Raw genomic sequence first — 25,865 nt, 5'->3', positions numbered from 1 at the left:
ATGGAACCGCTCAAGGACAAGCTGACCGCCGACTTCTACGACTTCGAGGCGCTGCTGCCGGACGACGAGCGCAAGCTGCTCGTCAAGGCGCGCGAGTTCATGACCACCGACGTCAAGCCGCTGGTGAACGAGAACTGGGAAGCCGGCACCTTCCCGAAGGAATTGATCGGGATGTTCCGCGACTCCGGCCTCGCGGGCCTGCCCTACGAGGGCTACGGCGAGCACAAGCCCGCGGTCAGCCACCTGCTCACCGGCATGATGGCGATGGAGATGAGCCGCACGGACGCGTCCGTCGCGACGTTCTTCGGTGTCCACAACGGACTCGCGATGTACTCGATCTACAGTGGTGGCAGTCAGGAACAGCGCGACCGCTGGCTGCCCGAGATGGCCGCGATGGACAAGATCGGCGCGTTCGCGATGACCGAGCCGCTCGGCGGGTCCGATGTGGCCGGTGGCATGCGGACCACCGCACAGCGTCTTTCAAAAGATGGATCAGGCGACGTCTGGATCCTCAACGGCGCCAAGAAGTGGATCGGCAACGCGACCTTCGCCGACTACGTCGTGGTGTGGGCCCGGGACGTCGACGACAACCACGTCAAGGGGTTCGTCGTCGAGAAGGGCACGCCGGGCTTCGTGCCGGAGAAGATCCAGGGCAAGACCGCGTTCCGGATCGTCGAGAACGCCGAGATCACCCTGACCGGCGTCCGCGTGCCGGAGGCGAACCGGCTGCAGGGCATCAACGGCTTCCGCGACGTCGCGGAGATCCTGCGCGCCACCCGCGGCGGCGTCGCGTGGCAGGCGCTGGGCGTGATGATCGGCGCCTACGAAGCCGCACTGGCCTACTCACAGGAGCGCACGCAGTTCGGCCGGCCGATCGCGCGGTTCCAGCTGGTCCAGGACCTGCTCGTGAAGAGCCTCGGCAACATCACCGCGTCGTGGGGCATGCTGGTGCAGCTCGCCCGGCTGCAGGACGCCGGGATCTTCAAGGACGAGCAGTCGTCGCTGGCCAAGGCGTTCGTGACGTCGCGGATGCGCGAGGTCGTCGCCTGGAGCCGGGAGATCTTCGGCGGCAACGGGATCGTCCTCGGCTACGACGTCGCGCGGTTCTTCGCCGACGCCGAGGCGATCTACTCCTTCGAAGGCACGCGTGAGATGAACACGCTGATCGTCGGCAAGGCGATCACCGGGCAGTCCGCGTTCGTGTAAGCACTCAGTTGACGCAGCCGGCGGCCGTACTGGTCGCCGGCTGCTTCGCGTTCGAGGACGGCGTGGCCGTGGTGGTCGCCGCCACCGGCCGGACCCCGCCGCCGGTGCTGTCCTCGCCCGAGGCCTGGACCGTGGGCGTGCTGATCGCCGTGCGCACGAACTGCTGGACCTGCGCCGGGTCGACCTTCACCGCGTCGCCGTCCGACGGCGTCGCCAGCGACAGGCTCTGCACCGGGATCGTGGCGAACGCGATCGCCCCGGAGCTCATCCCCCGCAGCTGCTGCGCGAAACTCAGCACGTCCCAGCCCTTGTCCAGCACCACGGACCCCTGCACCGCGTCGACCAGGGCGCTCAGCTTCGACGGGTCGGTGAACGTGCCCGCGCTCAGGACCTTCTTCGCCATTCCGGAGAGGAACGCCTGCTGCCGCGCGATCCGGTCGAGGTCGCCGTTGGCCAGGCCGTGGCGCTGGCGGACGAACGCGAGCGCCTGCGCACCGGAAAGCGTTTGCGGACCGGCCGGGAAGTCCGCGCCGGAGTAGGTGTCGTGCACCGGCGCCTTGAGGCAGACTTCGACGCCGCCGACGGCCTGCGACAGCGCGTCGAAGCCGGCGAGGTTGATGGCCGCGTAGTGGTTGATCGTCAGCCCGGTGAACTTCTCGACCGTCTGGATCGCGGTCTTCGCGCCGGCCTCGTTCGCCGCCACCTCCAGCTGCGCGCCGGACAGGCCCTGGGCGCGCAACCCGGACATCGCGGCGTTCTTGCCGCGGCTGTACGCCGAATTGATCTTGTGCTTGCCGTAGCCGCCCGCGACGTCCACATAGGAGTCACGCGGGATCGAGATCGCCGTCGCCGCGGCACCGCCCGCCGGGATGTGGACGACGATCATCGTGTCGGTGGTGTCCCCGCCGTCGCCGCTGCTTCCGGCGTGCAGCGCGTCGAGCACGTTCTGTGGCAACGGGTTGCCGTACGCGTCGGTACGCGCGTCGATCCCGACGAGCAGGATGTTCTGGGCGACCTTGAGCGGTTCGCCGGGGAGGGTGTTGCCGCCGTCGACCCGGGCCGAGGGCGGGATGACGTCGGCGGTGACGAGGCCGTCGTCCAGCTTGCTCAGCTGCGACCAGGCGTACCCGGTGGCGCCGAGCACCAGCGCCGACACGACGCCGAGCGCGACTCGCACGCCGATGCGACGCCCCCGGGACGACAGCAGCACGACACTTCCCCTTGCTTCCCTCTGATGAGCCCCCTCCTTCGAGGATCACCGCGTTAGCTGGGAATCAGCTGAGAAAGTTGTCGAAAAGCTGTGACGCTGCCCGATCGGCCGAGCCGGATCGAGCCGATCGGCCGGTTTCGCGACGGAAAGTACCGGCGCGCACACGAAAAAGTGCTGTGGGCGTGGCCACACCTAGCGGGGCATCCGGCGCCAGACGGCGCGCGGCAGCAAGCGCATCCCGAAGAAGACCGGACGGAGTACACCGGGCACCCAGACGACCCCGCGCCGCTTCCGCAGCGCGGCGACCGTCGCGTCGGCCACCTGCTCGGGCGTGCTCGAGAACGGCGCCGGGCTCATGCCCTCGGTCATCCGCCCGACGACGAACCCGGGCCGGACGAGCAGGAGGTGGACGCCGGAGCCCGGCAGAGCGTCGGCGAGGCCGCTCGCGAAGCCGTCGAGCCCGGCCTTCGCGGAGCCGTAGACGTAGTTGGCGCGCCGCACGCGCACCCCGGCGACGGAGGAGAACACGACGAGGCTGCCGTGGCCCTGGGCGCGCAGCAGGTTCGCGGCGTGGGTGAGCACGCCGACCTGGGCGACGTAGTCGGTGTGCACGATGGCGACGGCGTGCGCAGCGTCCTCCTCGGCCCGCGCCTGGTCGCCGAGGATGCCGAAGGCGAGCACGACGACGTCGAGGGGTCCGTGCTCGGCGGCGACCTTCTCGAGGAAGGGCCCGTGGGCGGCGAGGTCGTCGGCGTCGAACTCGGCCGTCTCGACGGTCTCGGCGCCGGCTTCGCGGAGGGTGGCCGCGGCGGCGGTCAGGTCCGCGCCGGGGCGGGCGGCCAGGACGAACCGTTCGTGGTCGCCGGCCAGGCGTTCCGCCACGGCCAGCCCGATCTCGCTGCGTCCACCCAGCACCAGCACCGTTCCGCTCACGGCAGCAGTCTCCCAGCCCCGCGTAACACCCCGGCGGCCGCCGTCGCCTTCGGCTTCGCTCGGGCGGAGCGACCCTGCGAGGAGTGCCTGTGTTCGGACGGAAGCCCTGGCCCGCCGGACCGCGAGACCGGAGATCACCGACACTCCCGGCCGGACGCCGAGCGCTCGTCGAGCACTGCACCACGACGGGTCGCTGACCGAGAGCGAGTACGACGCCGCCAAGGCGCGGATCCTCGGCCGGGAAGCCTGAACCCGGCCGCGAACTGCGCTAGCGTGCCCGGGTGGATCACGTTCCGGATTTCGAGACGCTCGTCGAACGGCACCGGCGGGAGATCCAGGTGCACTGCTACCGGATGCTCGGCTCGCTGGCCGACGCCGAGGACCTCGCCCAGGAGACCTTCCTGCGCGCCTGGAAGGCCCGGGACCGGTTCGAGGGCCGGGCCGGCGTGCGGACCTGGCTCTACCGGATCGCGACCAACGCCTGCCTCGACGTCCTCGCCCGGCGGCCGCGGCGGGTGCTGCCCGATCAGCTCGGGCCGTCCGGGGAGCCCGGCGGCCCCATCGCCGCCGCCGACCTGCCGTGGCTCGAGCCCGTCCCGGACCGGCTGCTGGACGAGGCGGGGCCGGACGCCGTCGTCGTCGAGCGGGAGACCATCGAGCTGGCCTACCTCGCCGCCGTGCAGTACCTGCCGCCGCGGCAGCGGGCGGTGCTCGTGCTGCGGGACGTCCTGGGCTGGTCGGCCAAGGAGACCGCGGACCTCCTGGAGACGAGCGTCGCGTCGGCGAACAGCGCGCTGCAGCGAGCCCGGGCGACCCTGCGTGAACGGCTGCCCGCGCACCGTGCCGAGTGGACGGCCGGCGATCCGACGGCCGAGGAAACCGCGCTGCTCAAGCGGTTCATCGCGGCGTACGAGGCGGGCGACCCGCAAGCGGTCGCCCGGCTGCTGCACGAAGAGGCCCGCGCCGTCATGCCGCCGTACGAGCTCTGGTTCGGCAGCGCGGCGGCGATCGTCCGCGCACTGTCGCTTTCGCTCGACCCCGCTTCCCCGCACTGCGTCGGCCGCTTCCGGATGCGCCCGACGCGCGCCAACCGCCAGCCCGCCGTGGCGACCTGGCTGCGCCGCCCGGGCGAGGACGAGTACCGCTGGTTCGGGGTGTCCCTGCTGACGATCGAGCACGGGCTGGTCACCGAGCTGGCGGCCTTCGAGTCCGTCCCGGCGGCGGCGTGGGGGCTCCCGGAGACCTGGCGGGACGACTGAGCACGATGGCGTCGGGTCGCCACGCCCGGCACCGCGCGCCGATGACCGACGCGCGCATTCGGTAGTGCAGTGCGCACCCGCGAACGGCGTGAAAAAGCCCGGGCGGGTGATTCACGGGGAATCACCCGCCCGGGCGCACACTCACCCGGAAAGAAATTCTTCCGGTTTCGGTGTTCGTCTACTCGGCCGCCGGGAAGAGGTCACCGGGCGGCAGGTCACGCAGCTCGGTGCCGCTGCGGCGCGGTACGCGCCAGCCGGCGTCGGTCCTCGGCGGTGGTCCCGCCGAAAATCCCGTGGTCCAGGCCGTTGTCGAGCGCGTAGCCGAGGCATTCGGCGCGCACCGGGCAGCGCGCGCACACGGCCTTGGCCTGCGCGGTCTGCCGGGCGCCGGGGCCCATCGCGGAGATCGGGAAGAACAGTTCCGGGTCCTCGTCCTTGCAGGCCGCGAGTTCCGCCCAGCCCGTCATCGTGGCTTCCATTTCCTTCGTTCACCTCCCTCTGCTTCTTCTGTTTCCCATTGTCGTGGCGCGTCAACCGACTTGACGGCCGCGGGCGCGCGAGCGGATCCGCGTGGGTCAAGGGGGTTTTGGCTTCGGTCCCCGGCTCACCCTCCGGGCAACCAAGACTGCAACACATGAGAGTACGCCTTTCTTCCGGGGATCTCGATGTCGATCACATCACTCGATCGGCGAGACCGCGCTCCAGCGTGACCCGCACGAGGGCCGCCGCGAGGTGCGCCAGCTCGTCCGGTCCGACGAGCTTCGCGAGCCGCCCCGGCTGCGTCGGCAGGCCGAGCTTTTCCGCACCCTGCAAGGCTTTCCGGTCCAGGTGCGGACGAAACTCCGGCCACACCAGCTGCACCTCGCGGGTGAAGATCTCGGCGCCCGTTGGCCCGAGTCTCGGCACCTTCGTGAGGAGCCCCGCCAGTGTCCGGAATTCGCCGTTCGCGGCTTCGCGCACACGTCTCAGGTCCCCGGCGTATTCGTCGATGAGGTGCTGCGCTCCTTCGCCGAGCGCGGTGGCCGTCTGTTCGTCGTAGCGCTTGTAGTGCGCGCGGCCGAGCGCGTCCACCCGCTGCTGCCACGTCGCGTCGGTCATCGCCTTGGCCGTGCCCATGCCCGCGGCCTGCAGCTCCCGGGCCGCGTCGACGGCGATGGCCGCCTTGATCCGGGTCGAGAGCAGCACCGACAGCACCAGCAGCCGGTAGAGCGGCGCCGGCTTGTCGGCGAGCTTGATCCCGGCTTCGGCGGCGTACGTCGGGCCGGCCTCGGCCAGCAGGCGCTGGACCGTGTCTCGCTGGGTCATCGGGCTCGGGTACCCGGGATGCCCGCACCCATTCGTCACCGGTCGTCACCGATCCGGCGCAGACCATTACTCCTCCCGAGCAGTCTTGATCGAATCGTTACACGTAGCGGTCACCTCAGCGCACTTGTTCCAGTGGAGGCGAGGGGTGGTGAGGGGTCCGTGTGCGCTGGCGACGATTTCGACGCGTTCTTCCGCGCCGACTTCCCCTCGCTCGTGGCGTTCCTGTGCAAGGCCGGGTTCGAGGTCGAGACGGCCCGGGACATCGCCGCCGAGGCGATGCTGCACGCGCTGGAGGCGTGGCCGACGCTCGAAGACCCGCGCGCGTGGGTGCGCCGCGTCGCCGGCCGGCTGCTCGACGCGGTGGACGACGCGCGCGCGGACTGGACCCTCGCCGGCGACCCGCGGGACGACGAGAAGCTGGGCGCGGTGGCCGACCAGCACGCGGACCTGCTCGAGCTGCTCGCCGCCCTCCCCGGCCGGCAGCGGATCGTCCTCGCCTGGTCACTCGACGGCTTCACGCCCACGCAGATCGCGACGGCGCTGCGCATCGCCCCCGCGACCGTCCGCTCCAACCTCCGCCACGTGCGGGACCGCCTCAGGCGCCACCGGGTCGTACGGCCCGGCCGGCGGGACAGGGAAAGGTGAGCACCATGCCGGCAACCGAGTACGGGGACCCCGCGATCACCGAGCTGCTGCGGGAGTCCAACGCCGCGCTGCACGACTCGCTGCGCGTCGGCCTCGACGTAGAGGGCACCCTGCTCCGGGTGCGCAGCCGCGCCCTCGTCCGCGAGATAGCCGCGACGCAGCCGCCCGAGGCCTTCCCCTCGCACTGGCGGCGCCACGACGAGCCGGTCGCCGACGCGATCGCCGGCGACGCCGCCGCGACCGCCCGCCTGCTGGCCACCATCCGGCCGCTGGTGGTGCGCTACTGCCGCGCCCGCGTCGGCCGGCACGAACGGTCGTTCGCCTCGGCCGACGACGTCGCCCAGGAAGTGTGCGTGGCCGTGCTGACCGCGCTGCCGTCCTACCGCGACCAGGGCCGCCCGTTCCTCGCGTTCGTCTACGGCATCGCCCAGCACAAGGTCGCCGACGCGCACCGCGCCGCGGCCCGCAACCGCTCCGACCCGGTGCCCGAGATTCCCGACGGCGTGTCCGAAGCGGACGGTCCGGAGCAGCACGCCCTGCGGTTCGAGCTGAACGAACGGCTCGCGCGGCTGCTGGACGTGCTGCCGGCGAAGCAGCGGGAGATCGTCGTGCTGCGGGTGGTCGTCGGGCTGTCGGCGGAGGAAACGGCCGCGGCGGTGGGCTCGACGCCCGGCGCCGTCCGCGTCGCCCAGCACCGCGCGCTGGCGCGGCTCCGAAGATTGCTGACGGGGGAAGAGGACTAGCGCCGCACCCGGTCCAAAACGAACTGTTCGAGGGCCGCGGCCGGACCTTCCGCCGACTCGCGGGCCAGCAGCATGAACTCGATGTCACCGGGCTCGGGCAGGCCGGCCAGCTCGACGAGGTCGGCGGGCACCAGGCTGCGCGCGTGCAGGGTGACGCCGAGCCCGGCCGCCGCCGCGGCGCGCAGGCCGGTGAGGCTCGACGTCTGGCACGCCGCCCGCCACTCCAGCCCGGCGCGTTCGAGGCACTCCACGGCGAGCTGCCGCGTGATCGACGGCATCGGGTACTGCACCAGCGGCACCGGCTGGCCGGGCTCCAGCACCGTCGCCGTCGAGCCGATCCAGACCAGGGGCTCGCGCCACAGCAGCCGCCCGTGGTGGGCGCCCGGGCGGCGCTTGCCCAGCACGAGGTCCAGCTGGCCGGCGCGCAGCCGCTGCGCGAGGACGTCCGACAGCTCGACGGTCAGCTCGACGTCCACCAGGGGGTGGCTGCGGCGCAGCCGGTGCAGGATCTCCGGCAGCTCGCCGAGCGCGAAGTCCTCCGAGACGCCGAAGCGCACGCGGCCGCGCAGCTCGGCACCCCGGAAGTGCCGCTCGGCGCGCTCTTCGGTGTCGACGACGGTCTGCGCGAATCCCAGCATGGCCTGCCCGCGCGCGGTGAGCTCGACGGTGTGGGTGTCGCGCGCGAAGAGCAGCCCGCCCGAGTCGCGTTCGAGGCGGCGGACGTGCTGGCTGACCGTCGGCTGGCCGACCCCCAGCCGGCGCGCGGCCGCGGTGAAGCTGCGCGTCTCGGCGACGGCGAGGAACGAACGGCACAGGCGCGGGTCGAGCACCCGGTCACTTTATCGCGATCCGCGATGACAGTCAGTCCGGTCATCGGGGTTCACAATGAGCACGGCGTCGCCGAGAATGGCTGTGGAAGGAGATCCATGTCCCGGTTCCGCCTCGACCCGTTCGTCGTCGCCATCCTCGCCACTGTCGGCGTCGCCACGCTCCTGCCCGCTTCGGGCGTCGTGGCGGACGGCTTCAGCACCGCCACCACCATCGCCGTCGGGCTGCTGTTCTTCCTGTACGGCGCCCGGCTGTCCGCGCAGGAGGCCCTCGACGGGCTGCGGCACTGGCGGCTGCACGCGGTGGTGCTGGCCGCGACGTTCGTCCTGTTCCCGCTGCTCGGCCTGGCGCTGTTCCTGCTGCCGTCGTCGGTGCTGCCGGCCCAGCTCGCGGCCGGGGTGCTGTTCCTGGCCGTGCTGCCCTCGACCGTGCAGTCGTCGATCGCGTTCACCTCGATCGCCCGCGGCAACGTCGCGGCGGCGATCTGCAGCGCGTCGCTGTCCAACCTGGCCGGGATCGTGCTGACGCCGCTGCTGGTGGCGTTGCTGCTGTCGGGCAACGGCGCCGGCGTCGACGGTTCGGCCGTGCTCGGGATCGTGCTGCAGCTGCTCGCGCCGTTCGTCGCGGGCCAGCTCGCGCGGCGCTGGATCGGCGCCTGGATCACCCGGAATTCCGCGCCCCTCAAGCTGTTCGACCGCGGCTCGATCCTGCTGGTCGTCTACACGGCGTTCAGCGCGGGCATGACCGAAGGCATCTGGCACCGGCTCGACGTGGTCCACCTCCTGGTGCTGGCCGGCGTCTGCTGCGTGCTCCTGGCGGCGGTGCTGGGCGCGACCGGCCGGGGCGCCCGCCTGCTGGGCTTCGCCCGCGCCGACCGGGTCACGATCGTGTTCTGCGGGTCGAAGAAGAGCCTGGCCAGCGGCCTGCCGATGGCGACGGTGCTGTTCGGGCACGCGCAGGTCGGGCTGCTCGTGCTGCCGCTGATGCTGTTCCACCAGATCCAGCTGATCGTCTGCGCGACGCTGGCCCGCCGGTACGCCGCTGCCGACGTCGGGGCGCTCGTCCCGGCCTGATCGATGAGGGCGACGGCGTCCGGCTGTTCGACCAGCCCTGCTGGAGCTGCGGGCCGAGCGGAGCTTGCGGTACCGGGCGACGAGACTCACCGTCCACTGTGGAGGGCGTAACAGCGGCGCGCGGCAGGCCCGGCGGCGGTACCTGAGTGGAATCGCTTTCTCACCGGGGCCGCGGCGACGGCTTTCGCAGTTCTTCGCCGAAAATCGCGTCCATGCGCCGGTTCGCTCGCCGCAGGACGCGGGTCGCCGTGCGGAGCACGTAGCCCAGTGCGAACGCGAACAGCAGGGACAGGCCGATGGCCGCGAGGTTCGCCACGAGCGCCTCCCGGTACTGGTGCGCCAGGTAGCCCAGGCCCGCCCCGGCGGTGAGTGCGTCCAGCAGCGCCAGCCGAAGCGCATACGGACCGTGGAGGGCGGCTCGCGGTGCCGTGACCATCGCTCACCCTCCCGCCGTTCCGTGCAGCGGCGACGCCCTTGCAACCTAGACGAGCGTGCGCCGGCCGGTGGCCACTTCAACCTGTTCGGCCTACCGGATCTGCCCGGATGGCCGCTGTGATAACTTGAAGCGAACTGAGTCTTCTGTGCGAATGCAAATCCTCGAGCCGCCTGCGCGCCGAGGCCAGGGGGCGGTAGCTCAGTTGGTTAGAGCAGGGGACTCATAATCCCTTGGCCGCGGGTTCGAGCCCCGCCCGCCCCACCCGAACGGCCACCGCCGCATTCCGCTCCGGCGGAAGGCCAGCCCGCCTGCCTTTTTCAAGCAGGATCGAATAGCTCGCGACACTCCCCGCGACGCTGGTTTGCTGGAACACGGGAGCGCCGAGTGGGGAAAACAAAACGGCGTCTCCCGCTCACCGAAACCGTTCATCGGATGACAAGGGGATTCTCGTGACCAGTTTCTTCACCCGCGCGGCCACGGCCGCCGGAGTGCTCGCCGCCGGAGCCGCGGCGACGGTGGCGTTCGCCGCGCCGGCATCGGCCGCCTACTTCCCGTTCCCGTCCTGCCACCAGGGGACGTACTACAACGGCGACGGCTCCGTGCAGGCGGTCTTCAACCACTACGACGGCCGGGCGAACCTGAACTTCTACCTCCTTTACGTGTACGGCCGCCTGCCCAACCCGAACAACATCAACGACTCCGCGAACTGGTCGAGCTGCGTGCCCAACTGATCCTTGCCGGGAAAGGGCCCTCCGGCGCCGGAGGGCCCTTTCGCCGCGCGAAGGAATCAACGCCCGCGAGCGTGATCCGGGGCAGGCCATCAGGTGCAGGCGGTCGAGCGGGTCCGCCGCCGGCGCGGGCGAGGGTCTGCAAGTGCTTGCTGCCGCGGACCGGTCAGCTCGACGAGGACCATTCGAGTCGAGGAAGATCGACCCACCGCAGCCCGTAGGCGTAGCCGAGCTGCGGGGCGGCGAACTCCTGCGCCACCTCGCACGCGCCGTCGAGCGCCAAGGGCTCGCCCGGCTGGGGCGGGTCGGCGAGCACCGACGGCGGCACCCGGTCCAGCCGCCACACCCGCGACGGCAGCCGCCGCGGATCGAAGCGGACCCGCACGGTGAACGACTCGCACGCCACCAGCGGCACGAACGTGTACGACGGCCGGATCGGCAGGCCGTCCCGGATCCGGATGACCAGCGCGTAGGTGTGGGTGTCGCCACGGGCCAACGGCCGCGGGAGGTCGAGCAGCCAGCGGAAGTGCCGCTGTCCCACCCGTTTCGCGTCGGTGATCCGGACACCGTGCTGGGCATCGGCGGCCACCTGCCGCTCGCCGTCGCCGCCGTCCTCGACGCGGGGCACGGTGAACTGGGCGGCGATCCGGCTCAGCCCGTCCCGGGTGGCCACGATCAGCCGTTCCTCGATCAGCTCCGGCTCGGGGGTGTCGAGCCGCACGAGGGCCTTGAGCCGCTTGACGAACCAGCCCTGGTCCGGGTCGGGCACGCCCTCGCCGGGCCGTGCGGCGGCCTCGATCTCGGCGGCCAGCCGGGCGAACGACCGGTCGATCCGGCGTCGCGCCGTGCGCTCGGAGACGCGCAGCCGGTCCGCGAGGACCCCGACCCGATCGGACAGCAGCGCGTGCTGCGAGCCGGGGGCGATGCCCAGCGCGACGTTGACCGCGAGCCGGTCGTCGGCCGGGAACTCCGCGATCGCGGCGGAAATCGCTTCGCGCAGCGCCCGGCGCGCCTCGCGGTCGTTCGCCGTCCGGTGGATTTCGCACCACGCCGCGACGATCGGCCCCAGCCGGTCGCGCAGCCGTTCGGCTTCCAATCCCCAGCCGCGGCGCAAAGTGGTGAGCTCGCGGAGCAACCCGTCCTCGTGTGCCATGGGATTTCGATTGTGGCACGCGGACTTCCGCGCGATCGGCGGCAGCGGATGCGCCGATCAGGTGATTCCCGGAGGTGGCCAGTCCGTGGCCAGTCCCGCCGCGATTCGGCCCGTGGGCGGCCTTTTCCCATTCCCCGGCTGACCGATCATTTCCCGGTCGACGACATCGGGGAGGACGGGTTGCTCGACACCACGCACGCGCCCATCGGGCCGGCGGACGTCGACGGCGTCCGCCGGCTGGCCCGCGACGGCCGGCTCGCGGGCTCCGCTTCGGCCGCCCCGCCCGGCGATCTCGCCCGCCTGCGCGGCGCGGTCTACACCGTCGCCTGGCCGCTGGTCTTCGCGCGGATCACCAAGCCGCTGGAGCAGCAGCGCCGGCACCCGGACTGCGTCCGCGGGCTCGAATGGCTGCGCCCCGACTGCCTCGACCGCTTCCACGACGACGTCGAAGCGGTCGTGGAGCACGCGCTGCGGCGCGCGACGGACCCGATCGACAACTTCGACGGCTGGCTGGCGACCCGGCTGAGCCCGGCGACGGTCGACGCGCACCGGCGGCGGCGCGGCGAAATCGGGGCCCTGCAACGGCCTCGCCTGCCCGCCTGGCTGGGCGAGGCCCTCGGCCGCGACCCGTGGCTGTGCGACCTGGCCGTCCAGATCCTCGTCTGGGCCGGGGTGCCGGCGACCGCGGGCGCCGAGCTGTGGCCGCTGGACGGCTGGGCCGCGCGCCGCGCCGAGCTCACCGGGGCACCGCCGGCCGGGCGCGACACGCTCGACCGCGAGGTGCGGACGGTCCTGGCCGCCATGCGCGGCCGGCCGAAGTGGCACGCCCAGCACGTCGAAGGCCCGCTCGGGCACAAGCGGGCGCCGGTCGCGCCGATGCCGGCGGACGGCGCGGCCGAGCCCGTCCCGCTGCAGCTGGTCGCCCCGCACGAGGCCGACGACACCCGGCTCGCGGGCCTGGCCGAGCAGGCACTGCGCGCGATCGAGACGAGGCTGGACCGCGGCGAGGACCCCGCGACGGCGGTCACGACGGTCGTCCGGCACGTGTTCGGGGGAGGCGGAAGCGCGCTCGACCGCTTGCCGCACCACGGATCCACCCGCGACGACTGGCTAGCCACGGCCCTCGCCGACGAAGCCAGGGTCGACCGCATCGTGACGACGGTCCTGGCCGTCCTCGGCCGCTGAGCGCGGCCGGGCGAGCAGACCGGCATCACCGGCCGGCTCGCCGTCCTCGGCTACCGTGCGCAGCCGAACGCTCAGGACGTCGAACAGCGCTTCCGGCGAGCACCCCGCCGCGCGGGTGCGGATCTCCGCGGACACCAGTTCGGCCAGCAGCACCGCCCGCACGGCCGCGCGGGTCGCGTGCGGGAGTCTCACGGGCGGGACAGCTGATCCGGCCACCCCCGGCCTCCTTTCACGCGGTGCCGGGTTCGGCCGGCCCAGCCTTTTCCTGACGGACGGCCGTCAGCGCCACCACGACGGCGGGGGCGCCGGGAGGCGCAGCGGGCAGCCGGTGTGGCGGCCGGCCCAGGAGTCGGCGAGGTAGCGGGTCAGCGCGACCGGCCCGAGCAGGCTGTCCTCCCACACCGGGGTCAGTTCGCCGGCCCGGCGGAGCATGGTTTCGGCGGTGGCGCAGAAGGAGATGATCGCGGCGACGGCGGCGTCGGCCCGCTCGAGGGGCCAAGCGACCGCGGCTCCGGGCAGCCCGGCCGGGATGGCCAGGCCGGTACCGGCGGTGCAGGTGCGGGCCAGCTGGACGGCGAGGTCGAACTCGACCGCTTCGGCGTGGCGCTGCCGGGCCCGCCAGCGGGGCGACGCCTCGGCGGCGTGCAGCCCGGCCAGCCGAGCGGCGACCAGCCCGTCCCACACCGTCATGAGCACCCCTCGCGTGTCGGCGGGATGAACGCCGGCGAGATCGAGGGTGACGGCGCTGAGCCAGGCACACGGGTCCTTGACTTGACGATCGGCGGCGACGGTCACGGCTGCCAGTTTCGCACCTGAACGCACGTCCGGCAGCAAGATGATCATGGTTCGCGGCAGGACCACCCGGTCGGTGGCGAACCGTTGAGCGGCTGGGTAATTCCTTCGGGCACTGCGGGTGACCGATCGGTCACCGGTGTGTCATCATGTCGGCGCTCAGTGCCGAGCACGCCCCACTTTCCCCCTCTCCGAAAGGCCGTCACGCGTGATCAAGACCAGCAAGAGCCGGGCCGGCACCCAGCGAGTGACGTTCAGCCTCCCGGCCGGCGCCCCACCCGGACGGGTGAGCGTGGTGGGGTCGTTCAACGACTGGACGCCGGGCCGCCACCGCCTCACCACGCGCTCCAACGGCCGCCGGTCGGCGTCGGTGGACGTGGCGGCGGGCACGGTGATCCAGTTCCGCTACCTCGGCGAGAACGGCCTGTGGTTCGACGACCCCGACCTGCCGGACCGGGCGGACGGCAACTGCGTCTATTCGACGAACTGACGGGCCTCAGGACTTCCGGCGCGGCTTCCCGCGCTTCGGGGCACCGCCGCCGGTGCGCCGGGGCGCGGGCTTCTTCGCGGCCGCCGGCGGCTTGCGTTCCGGGCGCTTCTTCTCGACGGGGGCCTGCCGTCCGCGCGTGCTGTTGACCGTGCGGCCGCGCACGATCCCGATGAACGTCTCCATCAGGTCCGTCGTCTCGTCCTCGAGCCAGGACAGCGCCACGCTCGACTGCGGGGCGTCGGTGACCGTCCGGTAGGTCAGGTCGCGGCGGTGGTGCAGGCGGGCCAGGGACTGCGGGACCACCAGCACGCCCACCCCCGCGGCCGCCAGCTCGATCGCCTCCGCCGTCGTCTCCGGGCGCTCGAGTGCCGCACGGCCCGGCGGCGACGGCCACTCGAGCGTGTCGTCCAGCGGCCGCAGCACGACGTCGTCCGCGAAGTCCGCTGTGGACACTTCGTCCGCCGCCGCGATCAGGTGGTCCTTCGGGACGACGACCACCGACGTCTCGGTGTAGAGCGGGATCGCGTGGAGGCCGTCGCGGTCGATCGGGGAGCGCAGCAGCGCCGCGTCCGCGCCGCGCGAGCGGACCAGGTCCGTCGCGTCCGCCGCGGCGACCGGGACCAGCTCCAGCGGCACGGCCGGCTGCCGCTCGCCCCACGTCCGCACCCACTTGGCGGGCGTCGCGCCCGGGACGTACGCGAGACGGAACGTGGTCACCGGGTCAGGCTACCGGGCGGGGCGCTGGCTACCCTGGACGGCATGACGTCGCACAAGACCGCCCAGACGATGAAGCCCGCGACCGCGGCGAAGAAGCTGGGTGTGTACCTCGAAGCCACGCCCCCGGAGTTCCAGGAGGGCGTCGTCTCGCGCGACGAGCTGAACGCGCTGCAGGCCGAACCGCCGGAGTGGCTGCGCGAGCTGCGCCGCACCGGCCCGCACCCGCGGCCGGTCGTCGCGGCGAAGCTGGGCGTCTCCATCGGCGGCCTCACCCGCGGCGGGATCACCGAGGCGCTCACCACCGAGCAGATCGACGCCATCAAGACCGAGAACCCCGACTGGCTGGTGCGCGAGCGCGCCACCCAGGCCGAGGTGCGCAAGGAAACCGTGCGGGGCAAGGAGAAGGACCGCTGACCACGCGCGCGGAAGCCGAGCGCCTCGACGCCGAAGACGAGCTGGCCGCGTTCCGGGATCGTTTCGTCCCGATCACCGACCCCGGGGTCGTCGCGTACCTCGACGGGAACTCGCTGGGCCGTCCGCTGCGCGCCACCGCCGAACGCCTCCGGCAGGTCGTCGGCGACGAATGGGGCGCGCGGCTGATCCGGTCGTGGGAAGAGCGCTGGCTCGAGCTGCCCGAACGGATCGGGGACGAGCTGGGCCGCGTCGCGCTCGGTGCCGCGCCCGGGCAGACCATCGTCGCCGACTCGACGTCCGTGTGCCTGTACAAGGTGCTCCGGGCGGCCGTCGCGCTGCGCCCGGGTCGCGACGAGATCGTCACCGACACCGGGAACTTCCCCACCGACCGGTTCCTCGTCGAGAGCGTCGCCGCCGAACTCGGCCTGACGGTCCGGTGGATCGAAAGCCCGGACGTCCACGCCGACGACGTCGCGGCGGTCACCGGCCCGCGAACCGCGGCGGTCGTCCTGTCCCATGTGGACTACCGCTCCGCCGCGATCGCCGACCTGGCCGGGATCACGCGGCTGGTGCACGACCGCGGCGGTCTCGTCGTCTGGGACCTCTGCCACAGCGTCGGCTCGATCCCGGTCTCACTGGACGCCGACGGCGCCGACTTCGCCGTCGGCTGCACGTACAAGTTCCTCAACGCGGGGCCCGGCGCGCCCGCGTTCCTCTACGTCAATGCGCGCCACCACGCGGCGTTCGGCCAGCCGATCACCGGCTGGATGGGCGCGGCCGACACGTTCGGCATGGCCGCGAAGTACGTGCCCGCGCCCGGTATCCGCCGCGCGCTGTCCGGCACTCCGCCGGTGCTCGGCATGGTGGGCGTCCAGGAAGGCGTCGCGCTGCTGGCCGAAGCCGGGATCGAGCGCGTGCGGGCCAAGGCCGTCGCGCTGGGCCGCTGGGTGCTCGACCTCGCCGACGCGTGGCTCGTCCCGCTCGGCTTCACGGTGGCTTCGCCGCGCGACGACGCCCGCCGCGGCGGGCACGTCACCCTCCGGCACCCGGACGCCGAGCGGCTTTCCCGGGTGCTCATCGAAAACGGCGTGCTGATCGACTTCCGCCGTCCCGACGGCATCCGCGTCGGGCTGAGCCCGCTGACCACCGGCTTCGCCGAGGTCCGGGCGGCCATGGACCGCATCCGCGAACTGGCCGGCTGAGCAGTCGACCGCTTGCCGTCTGATAGTAGCCATGTACTTAGTAGCCATGTACAGTATCTGGCATGAGCACTCCGGGACACCTCGTCTGGCGACTGTCCATGAAGTGGCGGGTTGCGGTGGACCGGGCCCTGGCCCCGGTGGGCCTGACGCACGCCCAGTACGTCTTCCTGGCCTCGCTCTTCGGCCTGGAACGCGCCGGCGCGACCCCGAGCCAGCGGGAGCTGGCCGACCACACCGGACTGGAAGCCCTCTACGTCTCGAAGCTCGCCCGCACGCTCGACGCCGACGGGCTCGTCGAACGCACCCGCGACCCCGGCGACACCCGCACGATCCGGCTGGCCCTCACCGCCCGCGGCCGCGAGGTCGTCGAGCCGGCGATCGCGACCGTGGCCGAGCTGCTCGACCGGCTCCTCGCGCCGCTCGGCGGCCGGGACGGCGATCGCACCGCGGCCCTGACCCGCGAGCTCACCCTCCTCCTCGACACCCCATGGGATCTCTGAAGGGACCAGCCATGACCCTGCACTTCGAAGAATCCGGCTCCGGCACCCCGATCGTCTTCCTGCACGGCAACCCGGGGTCGTCGTACGGCTGGCGGAACGTCCTCCCCCACGTCGGCGGCGGCCGCCTGCTGGCCCCCGACCTCATCGGGATGGGCCGCTCCGCCAAGCCCGACATCGAGTACTCCTTCGCCGACCACGCCCGCTACCTCGACGCCTGGTTCGACGCGCTCGGCCTGGACGACGTCGTCCTCGTCGGGCACGACTGGGGCGGCGCGCTCGCGTTCGACCACGCCGCCCGGCACCCGGACCGCGTGCGCGGGGTGGCGTTCTTCGAGACCATCGTGAAGCCGATCGACTGGGCGGAAGTCTCGCCGCAGGCGGCCGAACGCACGCGGAAGATCCGCACCCCCGGCGTCGGCGAGGAAATGGTGCTGGAGCAGGATCTGTTCGTCCGGCAGGCGTTCACCGGCGGCGTGCGCACGCCGGTGGCGGATCTCGAGCCGTACCTCGCGCCGTTCCCCACGCCCGAGAGCCGCCGGCCGGTGCTCGCGTGGGCGCGGCAGCTGCCGCTCGGCGGCGAACCGGCCGAGCTGATCCCGCGCATCGAGGCCTACGACGAGTGGCTGAAGACCAGCACCGGAACGCCGAAGCTGCTCATGACGTTCGAAGGATCCCCCACGCTGCTCATCGGGGAGAAAACGGCTCAGTGGTGCGAAGAGAACATCGCCGCGCTCGACGTCGTCGCCTGCGGGGAGGCCGGGCACCACGCCCAGGAAGACCGGCCGAAGGAGATCGCCGCCGAGATCTCGGCGTGGCTGGACCGGCACGGCCTCCGGTGAGTCAGCGGTGCCGCAGCGGCGGGGTCGCGGCCACGCCGAGGACGCGGGCCGCGACCCACGCCAGCGCGTCCGCGGTGCGGGCCGGGGTGTCCGACGGCTGCATGACGTGGCTGAGGACGGCCCGCACGACGAGGTCGATCACGACGGCGACCTGCTCTTCGGTGAGCGGCGGGCGGTAGGCCGCCACGCGCGCGGCGAGCATCGTCTTCGCCTGCGCCAGCAGCGTGCCCGCCCCGGTCGTCAGCAGCGGAAGCAGTTCGGGGGCGGTGCCGTGCGTGGCGGAGGCGATCGCGCGCAGCAGGGTGTTGTCGTCGGCCAGCTCGAGGACCGCCCGGACGGCGTCGTGGATCGCCTCGACCAGGTCGTCGCCGTGCCGGTCGAAGGCGGCGCCGACGACGGTGAGGAACCGGTCGAGCTCGTGCGCGACCATCGCCTCGGCCAGCGCGGCCTTGGAGCCGATCTCGTTGTAGACGGTCTGGCGGCTCACGCCGACGACCTCGGCCAGCCGGGCCATCGTGACCGCCTGCCAGCCGGACCGCGCGGTCAGCTCGATCGCCGCGGTGATGATCGGCCGCCGGTGCTGGCCCCCGGCGAGGGGGGCCGGGAGTGCGGCGCTCATGATCGCCATTCTAGGCCGCGCCCGCGAAGGCCAGCGCTTCGGACCACGAGGCCCGCGTCGCGATGCGACGGCGGTACTTCATGATCTCGCGCGGGCGGTCGACGGTGAGCGCGCCGACGATCCGGTCGCCCGCCGCGTAGACGCCCGGCGGTCCGGCGCACAGCGTCGCGTCGCACACGACACCGCGCTCGTGCAGCGTCAAGCCGCTGCCCTCGAGCCAGCCGGTGGCCGGGAACGCCTTCGACAGCGGCGGCCGGTCGTAGGGCAGATGCGCCTCGGCGCCGACGAGCACGATCCGGCCGCGGTACCCGGTGCGGCGCGCGGACTCCACCGCGCAGCCCGGCCAGCGAGGCGCCGACGACGACGAAGGTCATGTCAACTTCAGGGCGAGCACGGGACAGGAGCCGACCGCCGCGGCGACGTCGGTCCGGTGCTCCTCGCCGGGGCGCTCGGCGAGCACCACGACCGTGCCGTCCTCGCCCACCTCGAAGAAGTCCGGCGCCATCGCCTCGCACATGCCCAGGCCGGCGCACTTGCCGCGGTCCGCTTCGATCCGCATCACGCACCCACCCGGCCCGGCGCGACGAAGTCGACCTTCTCGCGCACGCCGCAGTCCGGGCAGCACCACGAGTCCGGGATCGCCGCCCACGGCGTGCCGGCCGGGAAGCCCTCGCGCGGGTCGCCGAGCTGCTCGTCGTAGACGTAGCCGCAGCCCGGGCACCTGCCGCCCTCGGTGGCGTCGCCGTGGGTGTCGGCGACATCGGCCGCCGCGGCCGCCGTGACGCGGGTTCCGTACCGGGCAAGGACTTTCTCGCGCTGCGAAGGCTGGATGTTGGCCCGGGAGAGGTCGCCGTCGAAGTGGTTGAGCACCCGCGGGTCCATCACCCGGCGCCACACCGGCGGGACGAGCGCGAGCACGATCATCCCCGCGTACCCGGTGGGCAGCACCGGCGACTCGGCGAAGTCGCGCAGCGTCTGGTAGCGCCGCGTCGGGTTGGCGTGGTGGTCGCTGTGCCGCTGCAGGTGGTAGAGCAGGACGTTGGTGGCGATGTTGTTGGAGTTCCAGCTGTGGCTGGGATCCACCCGCTCGTAGCGGCGCTTCCCGGGCGCGCCGACGCGCTGCCGCAGCATGCCGTAGTGCTCCATGTAGTTGACGACCTCCAGCAGCGAGAACCCGACGACGGCCTGGATCACGAGGTAGGGCAGGACGCCGGCGCCGAGCCAGGCGACCATCGCGGCCCAGAGGACCGCCGACATCAGCCAGGCGTTGAGGACGTCGTTGCCGAGACGGTAGGGGTGCTTGCCCCGGCGGGCGTAGCGCTTGCGCTCCAGGCGCCACGCCGACTTCAGCGAGCCGAAGACCGTGCGCGGCCAGAAGCGGTAAAAGCTTTCGCCGACGCGGCTGCTCGCCGGATCCTCCGGCGTCGCCACGCGGACGTGGTGGCCGCGGTTGTGCTCGATGTAGAAGTGGCCGTAGCAGCTCTGCGCCAGCGCGATCTTCGACAGCCAGCGCTCGTGGCTCTCCTTCTTGTGCCCCAGCTCGTGCGCCGTGTTGATGCCGATCCCGCCGATGCAGCCGATGGAGGTCGCCAGCCCGATCTTGTCGGCGACGGTCAGGTCGCCGCGGGCGATCAGCCAGAACGCAGCGGCGAAACCGAGGTACTGCACGGGCAGGAACGCGAAGGTGATCCAGCGGTAGTAGCGGTCGTTCTCCAGCCGTTCGATGACGTCGTCCGGCGGGTTGGCGCGGTCGAGGCCGGCGAGCAGGTCGATGAGCGGGACGACCACGAGGATGACGATCGGGCCGATCCAGAACCAGACGCCCCACCCGGTGGCCGCGTGCAGCCCGATGGCGAGGAACGCCAGGGACGGCACCACCAGGCCGATCAGCCACAGGTAGCGCTTGCGGTCGCGCCACCGTTCGGTCGACCCCGCGGGGATCGTCGCTCCGGTCATCACACCCTCCTCCGTTGGCTGGGTTTACATGACTGTAGGTGAAGTCCAGTTAGATTGACAATAGATCATCAGATGTAAAGTCGCTTCGGCTGCCGCGCACCTCAGTGACGAAGATCGTCTTCTCGCCCCGCCGTGACGCAGCGTCGTCCGCGACCACGACCCGAAGGCACTCCGAGGCATTCGCCGTGCCCGTTCTTTCCCGCGTCGCGAACGCCGCGGCGCGGCGGGCCGGCCCAATTCACTTTCACCCGTTCGGCCCAGCGTGCAAGCGCCGTAAATACCTTCCGGGCCTGTTACCAGAGGAAACGGGAGTAGTCGTCCCAACGCAGTCGGTAAACGCCGTTCGCCCCCGTGCGGACCGCCGTCCGGAGGCTGGGTCAGCACGACCGCCCGGCAGTGGTTCGTGGTAAAAAACGGACCCTGATCGATTCCGCGGCAACACGGAGGGTGAGGCGAAGACGGGTGACGGCGGCAGCTGTGTCCCATCGTCGTGTCCGCTTCCTCGTCCGGGTCCCCGTTTTTCGCCGACCGTCACTCAGGAGTTCGTGAACCGCCGTGCAGAACAAAGACGCCAAGGACGACTCGGACAAGCCCTACGACAAGTCGATCCGCAAAAGGCTGACCAGGACCGTCCTCATTCCCAGCGTGACCCTGCTGGTGCTGTGGATCGCGGTCTCCTCCTACTTCCTCTTCAACGGCGTTTACGTCCGGCTGGTCGCCGCGTCCGTGCGCGAGGTGTCCATCCCCGCCGCCACCGCGCTGGCCGAGTTCCAGAAGGAACGCCAGTCCGCGCTGCAGTACCTCGACGACCCGGCGCTCGGCCCGGGCCGGCTGCAGGTGCAGCAGAAGGCGACCGACGAGAAGCTCGGCGCGCTCAAGGACGCGTTCGCCGCGACGATCTCCAACGCGCCGGACGAGATCGCGGCCAAGGTCAACGCGCTGAAGTCGCAGTTCGACCAGCTGCCCGTGCTGCGCTCCCAGATCTCCTTCCGCAGCATCGACCGCGCGCAGGTCAACAGCTACTACAACGGCGTGATGGACACCGCGTCCAACCTCTTCGACACCCAGGCCCGCGTCGTGCCCGACGCCGAAGCCGCGACCGGCGGCATCACCGCGACCTCGGTCTTCCGCGCCGGTGACGCCATGTCACGCGAGACGTCGCTCGTGTCGACGGCCTTCTCGGCCGGCACCTTCGCGCCCGACGACTTCGCCCAGTTCGCGCAGCTGTCCGGGACCTACCGGACGCAGCTGGCGCAGATCGAGCCGTTCCTCGACGCGAGCGTCCGCAACAAGTACCGGACGCTGACCAAGACCGCCGCGTGGCAGCAGCTGGCCACCGCCGAACAGGGGATCGTGAAGCACGGCCCGTGGTCGCCCGGCGAGCAGAACTCCGTGCCGGTGTCCGAAACGGACTGGCTGACCGCGACGAACCAGGTCGCGCAGTCCCTCAACGACCTCGCGATCACCCAGGCGGACAAGGTTTCCGCGGCCGCCATCGACTCCGGTGACGCCCAGCTGCGCAACGTGATCATCGGCAGCATCCTGGCGCTGCTCGCGTCGCTGGCGGCGATCATCGTCGCGGTGCGGGTGTCCCGCTCGCTCGTCGACCGCGCCCTGATGACGCGCCTCGCGCGGCTGCGCAACGACTCGCTGGACCTGGCCCGCAACCGGCTGCCGAACATCGTGGAGCGGCTGAAGAACGGCGAACCCGTCGACCTGAAGGAAGAGCTCCCGCAGCTCGACCACGGCCGCGACGAGATCGGCCAGGTGGCCGAGGCGTTCAACACCGCCCAGCTGACCGCCGTCAACGCCGCGGCGAGCGAAGCGAAAGCACGCAGCGGCGTGCACAACGTGTTCCTCGGCATCGCGCACCGCAACCAGGTCCTGGTCCACCAGCAGCTGCAGATCCTCGACGAGATGGAAGCCCGCGAGGACAACTCGACCCAGCTGGCCGCGCTGTTCCAGCTCGACCACCTCGCCGCGCGCGCCCGCCGCACCACCGAGAACCTGATCATCCTCGGCGGCAAGCAGCCGGGCCGCCGCTGGCGCAAGCCGGTGGCGCTGATGGAGGTCCTGCGCGCGGCCGTCTCGGAAACCGAGCAGTACGCGCGGGTCCAGGTCGAGCAGGTGCCCGACGTCGCGATCGTCGGCGCCGCGGTGGCCGACACGATCCACCTCGTCGCCGAGCTGGTCGACAACGCGACGACGTTCTCGCCGCCCGGGTCGCCGGTCGAGGTGACCAGCCGCGCGGTCGCGCGCGGGATCGTCGTCGACGTGTCGGACCAGGGGCTCGGCATGAAGGACGGCGTCCGCGAGTGGGCGAACGCGATGATGGCCGAGGCACCCGAGTTCGACGCGATGGCGCTGCGGGCCGACTCCAGCCTCGGCCTGTTCGTGGTCGCGCGCCTCGCGGCGAAGCTCGGGATGACCGTCACGTTCGACCCGTCCCGCTACGGCGGCCTCCGGGCCACCGTGCTCATCCCGACGCAGCACCTGGCCGGCCAGCAGGGGAACGTCCCCGAAGAGCCCGGTTCCTCCCCGGCGGAGACCACCGCGGTCCTCGCCCCGGTGGGCGCACCCGCGCCGCAGGCAGAAAGCCCCCTCGCTGCCATGGACACGCCCAGCTCGTTCACCGGCCAGATCCCGATGAAGCGAGACGTCAAGCCGAGGCCGTACCCGGCACGCGCGCTCACCCCGCCCGACCCGCTGCCCGCCGTCCCCGCCGCACCGCCGGCGGCCGGCGAGCCGGTGCCCGCCCAGGCCCCGCCGTCCGCTCCCCCGGCGTCGTCCGGGCCGGCCGACGACCGGCCCCGGCTCCCCCGGCGCGAGCCCCAGCAGAACCTCGTCGCCCAGCTCGAAACCGAACCCGACGAGAGCGACGACGTCGTCGCGCCCGGAGAAGGGACCGCCCGCACGCTCGCGGCGTTCCACAAGGGCACGCGCCGGGGCCGGGTCGGGTCCGACGATGCGTAGCCCGCGACCGCACACCGATAAGTCCACAGAGGAAAGTCAAGGTCTCTGACGCATGAACGAGTACGGGAACCCCAAACCCGATCTCAACTGGCTGCTCGACGACGTGGTCAACCGCGTGGTCGGCGCGCAGAACGCCATCGTGCTGTCCGCCGACGGGCTGCTGATCGGCAAGTCGGCCGGCATGGGCAAGGACGACTCCGACCAGCTGTCGGCCATCGCCTCCAGCCTGCAGAGCCTGGCCAAGGGGGTGAGCAAGCAGTTCAACCGCGGACCGGTGCTGCAGAACATGATCGAGATGGAGCGCGGCTACCTGTTCGTCTCGGCGGCCGGGCAGGGCGCCTGCCTCGCCGTGCTGGCGGCGGACACCGTCGACGTCGAGATGATCGCCTACGAGATGAGCCGGCTGGTCAAGCGGGTCGGGGACTACATGGCGTCCGCGCCGCGCGAAGCGGCGCACGTCCTACGGGAGGCCACATGAGCGGGGACGAAAGCTGGTACGACGAGGCCGCCGGGCCGCTCGTCCGGCCGTACACGATCACCAGTGGCCGCACCCCGGCCGACAACGCGCGGCTCGACCTGTCCACGCAGGTGATGACGCTGCGGTCGGAGCAGGAGCCGGCCGGGCTGGGCCCGGAGCACCAGGCGATCGTGCAGCTGTGCCGGCACCCGGTGTCGGTCGCCGAGATCGCCGTTTACGTGAAGATCCCGCTGGGGGTGGTGCGCGTGCTCGTCGGCGACCTGATCGAACGCGGCCTCGTCATCACGCGGTCCCCTGCCCACCACCCGGCGCAGTCGCCGGACCTCGAAACACTCCAGGCGGTTCTCGATGGCCTCATCAAGTACTGACGAACTGGTCCCCACGCCGGTCAAGATCATCGTCGCGGGCGGCTTCGGCGCCGGGAAGACCACCATGGTCGGCTCGGTCAGCGAGATCCCGCCGCTGACCACCGAAGAGGTGCTCACCGAAGCGAGCGCCGGGATCGACGACCTGTCCGGGGTGGAGCGCAAGACCACGACGACGGTCGCGCTCGACTTCGGCCGGATCACCATCTCGCCGCGGCACGTGCTGTACCTGTTCGGGACGCCGGGCCAGGCGCGCTTCTGGTTCATGTGGGACGACCTCGCCCGCGGCGCGATCGGGACCATCGTGCTGGTCGACACCCGGCGGCTGGAGACCAGCTTCGCCGCCATCGACTTCTTCGAGCGGCGGAAGATCCCGTTCGTCGTCGCGGTGAACTGCTTCGACAGCGCCCCGCGCTACACCGCCGACGAGGTCCGCGAAGCCCTGGTGGTCCCGGACCGGGTGCCGATCGTCATGTGTGACGCGCGTGACAGGGACTCGAGCAAGCTCGCGCTGATCCGGCTCGTCAAGCACGCGATGACGGTGGTCCCCGCGCACGTCTGAGACCTGCGCTTTGTCCGCTCTCTGTCCGGTCCGGACCGGCCGGTGTCCGATGTGTCCCAGCGTGTCCACCTCGGACACCGGCAAACCCACATGGCGCAATTGGTTGCACCACCCGGGTGCAGCTTTTTAGTTGAGCAAGCAGCAAACTGATAGCATCCGCACGTGACGATTCACGTGCCGAAGTTTCCTGAATATATAAGGGAAAACTACCCGGCACAGGGTCGTCTCTTCGGTGACTTTCTGTGCGGGCTCTGGGCTACCGCCTGTGAGGCGCTCGGGGTGCCGGTGGCGCAGTCCGTCCGGACCACCCGGATGCTGCGCGCCCTGCTGCCGCCGTGGGCGCACGAGCGGATCGGGCCCGCGCCGGCCCAGCCGTCCTATGTGGCGGAGGACGGCTTCCCGGCCGAGATGTCGGTGAACTGGTCCGGGCGGCACCCGGAGCTGCGGGTGCTGTTCGACAGCCTCGGCCACGACGTGCCCCCGCCCGAAGACAGCGGTTTCCGCAGGCTGCACGGGTTGCACGAGACGTTCACGCCCCGCGGCGGCCGACCGTCGCCCGCGCCCCTCTGGCACTCGATCGCCTGGCGCCCGCCGTCGAGGATCGTCCACAAGACCTACTTCGGGCTCTACCCGTGGCCGCACGCGCACCGCGAAGCGGCCGTGGCCGAGGCGATGGACCGCCTCGGCATGGCGGACGCGTGGGACGACGCGCGCCGCCGGGTCGAAAACGTCGAAGGCCGCCGGGAAATCGAGTTCTTCGCGGTGGACCTCGCCGACGAGGCCGACGCCAGGGTGAAGGTCTACTACCGCAACCACGGCGCCGGCCTGGCCGAGGTGAACCGCGTCGCCTCGGTCGCGCTCCGCCACGACGCCGACGACGCGCGGGCCGCCTACCAAACCCTGGCCGGTGACCGGGAAGACGCTGGTGAGGCGGCGTTGAGCTGCCTCGCGTTCCGGTCCGGGCTGGACCGCGCGGCCGAGTCCACGACGTACCTGCGCCTGCCCGATCTCGCTTCCGGTGACGAAGAAGCCGTGGAGCGCACGGCCGCGCTGCTGCACCGCGAAGGCGTCGACCCGGGACGGTTCCGCCTCCTCACCGCCGCGCTGACGCCCGATCCACCGGCCGCGTCGAGCATCCTCGAGCTGGTGAGCTACCGCACAGCGGGCCGCCCCGGCGACGTCACCACGTACTTCCGGTTCCCCGTGTACGACCGGTCCCTCGCGCCGGTTGATCTTGCTTAGCCGCCCCGGAAA

General features: G+C 71.8%; 30 protein-coding genes, 1 tRNA gene and 1 pseudogene. 18 read left to right on the top strand and 14 right to left on the bottom strand.

Annotated features, from left to right (window positions below):
* A complete protein-coding gene (locus tag OG738_RS25405) occupies positions 1-1,206 on the top strand; it encodes an acyl-CoA dehydrogenase family protein (RefSeq protein ID WP_329044616.1) in 1,206 nt (401 codons plus the stop codon).
* Between the two features lie 4 nt (positions 1,207-1,210).
* Here OG738_RS25405 and OG738_RS25400 read toward each other — a convergent pair whose 3' ends face one another.
* Positions 1,211-2,416 (bottom strand): LCP family protein, encoded by a 1,206-nt coding sequence (locus OG738_RS25400; RefSeq protein ID WP_329044614.1) that lies wholly within the window; start codon positions 2,414-2,416, stop codon positions 1,211-1,213.
* A gap of 192 nt (positions 2,417-2,608) precedes the next feature.
* On the bottom strand, positions 2,609-3,349 hold the full coding sequence (locus OG738_RS25395; RefSeq protein ID WP_329044612.1) for an SDR family NAD(P)-dependent oxidoreductase: 741 nt from the start codon (positions 3,347-3,349) through the stop codon (positions 2,609-2,611).
* Positions 3,350-3,630: 281 nt separating this feature from the next.
* Here OG738_RS25395 and OG738_RS25390 point away from each other — a divergent pair, with 281 nt between their 5' ends.
* Positions 3,631-4,608, top strand: coding sequence for an RNA polymerase subunit sigma-70 (locus OG738_RS25390; RefSeq protein ID WP_329044611.1), 978 nt, complete (start codon positions 3,631-3,633; stop codon positions 4,606-4,608).
* Positions 4,609-4,823: 215 nt separating this feature from the next.
* On the opposite strand, the gene OG738_RS25385 is transcribed toward OG738_RS25390, so the two are convergent.
* Both OG738_RS25385 and OG738_RS25380 read right to left on the bottom strand, forming a co-directional pair.
* A complete protein-coding gene (locus OG738_RS25385; protein ID WP_329044610.1) occupies positions 4,824-5,087 on the bottom strand; it encodes a WhiB family transcriptional regulator in 264 nt (87 codons plus the stop codon).
* A 193-nt stretch (positions 5,088-5,280) separates the two neighbouring features.
* On the bottom strand, positions 5,281-5,913 hold the full coding sequence (locus OG738_RS25380) for an endonuclease (protein ID WP_329044608.1): 633 nt from the start codon (positions 5,911-5,913) through the stop codon (positions 5,281-5,283).
* A gap of 159 nt (positions 5,914-6,072) precedes the next feature.
* On the opposite strand from OG738_RS25380, the gene OG738_RS25375 reads away from it, so the two are divergent.
* Together OG738_RS25375 and shbA are read left to right on the top strand one after the other, a co-directional pair.
* Complete coding sequence (locus OG738_RS25375; RefSeq protein ID WP_329044607.1) at positions 6,073-6,558, top strand: RNA polymerase sigma factor; 486 nt, start codon at positions 6,073-6,075, stop codon at positions 6,556-6,558.
* A gap of 146 nt (positions 6,559-6,704) precedes the next feature.
* A complete protein-coding gene (shbA, locus tag OG738_RS25370; protein WP_329056831.1) occupies positions 6,705-7,301 on the top strand; it encodes an RNA polymerase sigma factor ShbA in 597 nt (198 codons plus the stop codon).
* On the opposite strand, the gene OG738_RS25365 is transcribed toward shbA, so the two are convergent.
* Positions 7,298-8,131, bottom strand: a complete 834-nt coding sequence (locus tag OG738_RS25365) for a LysR family transcriptional regulator (protein WP_329044605.1) — start codon at positions 8,129-8,131, stop codon at positions 7,298-7,300. The genes shbA and OG738_RS25365 overlap by 4 nt on opposite strands.
* A gap of 96 nt (positions 8,132-8,227) precedes the next feature.
* Here OG738_RS25365 and OG738_RS25360 point away from each other — a divergent pair, with 96 nt between their 5' ends.
* Positions 8,228-9,202: a bile acid:sodium symporter family protein gene (locus OG738_RS25360; RefSeq protein ID WP_329044603.1), complete on the top strand. Its 975-nt coding sequence runs from the start codon at positions 8,228-8,230 to the stop codon at positions 9,200-9,202.
* A 160-nt stretch (positions 9,203-9,362) separates the two neighbouring features.
* Here OG738_RS25360 and OG738_RS25355 read toward each other — a convergent pair whose 3' ends face one another.
* A complete protein-coding gene (locus OG738_RS25355) occupies positions 9,363-9,638 on the bottom strand; it encodes a hypothetical protein (protein ID WP_329044601.1) in 276 nt (91 codons plus the stop codon).
* 187 nt (positions 9,639-9,825) lie between these two features.
* On the opposite strand from OG738_RS25355, the gene OG738_RS25350 reads away from it, so the two are divergent.
* Together OG738_RS25350 and OG738_RS25345 are read left to right on the top strand one after the other, a co-directional pair.
* Positions 9,826-9,899 (top strand) — tRNA-Ile (locus tag OG738_RS25350).
* Positions 9,900-10,087: 188 nt separating this feature from the next.
* A complete protein-coding gene (locus tag OG738_RS25345; RefSeq protein WP_329044599.1) occupies positions 10,088-10,369 on the top strand; it encodes a hypothetical protein in 282 nt (93 codons plus the stop codon).
* Positions 10,370-10,532: 163 nt separating this feature from the next.
* Here the strand turns inward: OG738_RS25345 and OG738_RS25340 are convergent, their stop codons facing one another.
* On the bottom strand, positions 10,533-11,519 hold the full coding sequence (locus OG738_RS25340; protein ID WP_329044597.1) for a hypothetical protein: 987 nt from the start codon (positions 11,517-11,519) through the stop codon (positions 10,533-10,535).
* A gap of 180 nt (positions 11,520-11,699) precedes the next feature.
* On the opposite strand from OG738_RS25340, the gene OG738_RS25335 reads away from it, so the two are divergent.
* Positions 11,700-12,704 carry a hypothetical protein gene (locus OG738_RS25335; protein ID WP_329044595.1) on the top strand — a complete coding sequence of 335 codons (1,005 nt, stop codon included), beginning with the start codon at positions 11,700-11,702 and terminating at the stop codon, positions 12,702-12,704.
* On the opposite strand, the gene OG738_RS25330 is transcribed toward OG738_RS25335, so the two are convergent.
* Both OG738_RS25330 and OG738_RS25325 read right to left on the bottom strand, forming a co-directional pair.
* A complete protein-coding gene (locus tag OG738_RS25330; RefSeq protein WP_329044592.1) occupies positions 12,630-12,896 on the bottom strand; it encodes a hypothetical protein in 267 nt (88 codons plus the stop codon). The two genes, OG738_RS25335 and OG738_RS25330, sit on opposite strands and share 75 nt — an antisense overlap.
* A gap of 87 nt (positions 12,897-12,983) precedes the next feature.
* Positions 12,984-13,499 carry a hypothetical protein gene (locus tag OG738_RS25325; protein WP_329044590.1) on the bottom strand — a complete coding sequence of 172 codons (516 nt, stop codon included), beginning with the start codon at positions 13,497-13,499 and terminating at the stop codon, positions 12,984-12,986.
* 205 nt (positions 13,500-13,704) lie between these two features.
* Here OG738_RS25325 and OG738_RS25320 point away from each other — a divergent pair, with 205 nt between their 5' ends.
* A complete protein-coding gene (locus OG738_RS25320; RefSeq protein ID WP_329044588.1) occupies positions 13,705-13,986 on the top strand; it encodes an isoamylase in 282 nt (93 codons plus the stop codon).
* Between the two features lie 6 nt (positions 13,987-13,992).
* On the opposite strand, the gene OG738_RS25315 is transcribed toward OG738_RS25320, so the two are convergent.
* Entirely contained in the window at positions 13,993-14,703 is a 711-nt protein-coding gene (locus tag OG738_RS25315) for a LysR family substrate-binding domain-containing protein (RefSeq protein WP_329044587.1), read from the bottom strand.
* A 69-nt stretch (positions 14,704-14,772) separates the two neighbouring features.
* Between OG738_RS25315 and OG738_RS25310 the strand changes: the two genes are divergently transcribed.
* The 4 genes from OG738_RS25310 to OG738_RS25295 all read left to right on the top strand — a co-directional run bounded on the left by OG738_RS25310 (position 14,773) and on the right by OG738_RS25295 (position 17,658).
* Positions 14,773-15,117, top strand: coding sequence for a DUF5997 family protein (locus tag OG738_RS25310; RefSeq protein WP_442875953.1), 345 nt, complete (start codon positions 14,773-14,775; stop codon positions 15,115-15,117).
* Positions 15,114-16,319: a kynureninase gene (locus OG738_RS25305; RefSeq protein WP_329056829.1), complete on the top strand. Its 1,206-nt coding sequence runs from the start codon at positions 15,114-15,116 to the stop codon at positions 16,317-16,319. The genes OG738_RS25310 and OG738_RS25305 overlap by 4 nt, the downstream gene beginning before the upstream one ends.
* A gap of 62 nt (positions 16,320-16,381) precedes the next feature.
* The gene (locus OG738_RS25300; protein ID WP_329044583.1) at positions 16,382-16,819 is read left to right on the top strand and encodes a MarR family winged helix-turn-helix transcriptional regulator; all 438 of its coding nucleotides are present in this window, start codon (positions 16,382-16,384) and stop codon (positions 16,817-16,819) included.
* Between the two features lie 11 nt (positions 16,820-16,830).
* Complete coding sequence (locus OG738_RS25295; RefSeq protein WP_329044581.1) at positions 16,831-17,658, top strand: haloalkane dehalogenase; 828 nt, start codon at positions 16,831-16,833, stop codon at positions 17,656-17,658.
* Between the two features lies 1 nt (position 17,659).
* Here the strand turns inward: OG738_RS25295 and OG738_RS25290 are convergent, their stop codons facing one another.
* From OG738_RS25290 to OG738_RS25275, 4 genes and pseudogenes are all read right to left on the bottom strand, one after another.
* Positions 17,660-18,286 carry a TetR/AcrR family transcriptional regulator gene (locus OG738_RS25290; protein WP_329044579.1) on the bottom strand — a complete coding sequence of 209 codons (627 nt, stop codon included), beginning with the start codon at positions 18,284-18,286 and terminating at the stop codon, positions 17,660-17,662.
* Positions 18,287-18,509: 223 nt separating this feature from the next.
* Positions 18,510-18,651: pseudogene (locus OG738_RS44710) on the bottom strand (FAD-dependent oxidoreductase); the annotation flags it as partial.
* Positions 18,648-18,836: a ferredoxin gene (locus OG738_RS25280; RefSeq protein WP_329044577.1), complete on the bottom strand. Its 189-nt coding sequence runs from the start codon at positions 18,834-18,836 to the stop codon at positions 18,648-18,650. The pseudogene OG738_RS44710 and the gene OG738_RS25280, both read right to left, overlap by 4 nt.
* Entirely contained in the window at positions 18,836-20,233 is a 1,398-nt protein-coding gene (locus OG738_RS25275) for a fatty acid desaturase (protein WP_329044576.1), read from the bottom strand. Before OG738_RS25275 ends, OG738_RS25280 begins: the two co-directional genes overlap by 1 nt.
* Positions 20,234-20,788: 555 nt before the next feature.
* Between OG738_RS25275 and OG738_RS25270 the strand changes: the two genes are divergently transcribed.
* The 5 genes from OG738_RS25270 (at position 20,789) to OG738_RS25250 (ending at position 25,853) form a co-directional block, all read left to right on the top strand.
* A complete protein-coding gene (locus tag OG738_RS25270) occupies positions 20,789-23,206 on the top strand; it encodes a sensor histidine kinase (RefSeq protein WP_329044575.1) in 2,418 nt (805 codons plus the stop codon).
* A gap of 52 nt (positions 23,207-23,258) precedes the next feature.
* Positions 23,259-23,684 (top strand): roadblock/LC7 domain-containing protein, encoded by a 426-nt coding sequence (locus tag OG738_RS25265; protein WP_329044574.1) that lies wholly within the window; start codon positions 23,259-23,261, stop codon positions 23,682-23,684.
* Positions 23,681-24,052 (top strand): DUF742 domain-containing protein, encoded by a 372-nt coding sequence (locus OG738_RS25260; protein WP_086680729.1) that lies wholly within the window; start codon positions 23,681-23,683, stop codon positions 24,050-24,052. Before OG738_RS25265 ends, OG738_RS25260 begins: the two co-directional genes overlap by 4 nt.
* Positions 24,033-24,611, top strand: coding sequence for a GTP-binding protein (locus OG738_RS25255; protein ID WP_329044570.1), 579 nt, complete (start codon positions 24,033-24,035; stop codon positions 24,609-24,611). The genes OG738_RS25260 and OG738_RS25255 overlap by 20 nt, the downstream gene beginning before the upstream one ends.
* A gap of 285 nt (positions 24,612-24,896) precedes the next feature.
* A complete protein-coding gene (locus tag OG738_RS25250) occupies positions 24,897-25,853 on the top strand; it encodes a hypothetical protein (RefSeq protein ID WP_329044569.1) in 957 nt (318 codons plus the stop codon).
* The last annotated feature ends 12 nt before the right edge of the window (positions 25,854-25,865 follow it).

The organism is Amycolatopsis sp. NBC_01488 (assembly GCF_036227105.1).
GTDB lineage: Bacteria > Actinomycetota > Actinomycetes > Mycobacteriales > Pseudonocardiaceae > Amycolatopsis.
The sequence above is the reverse complement of the archived record's forward strand: the minus strand, read 5'-3'. Positions and strand labels throughout refer to the sequence as shown.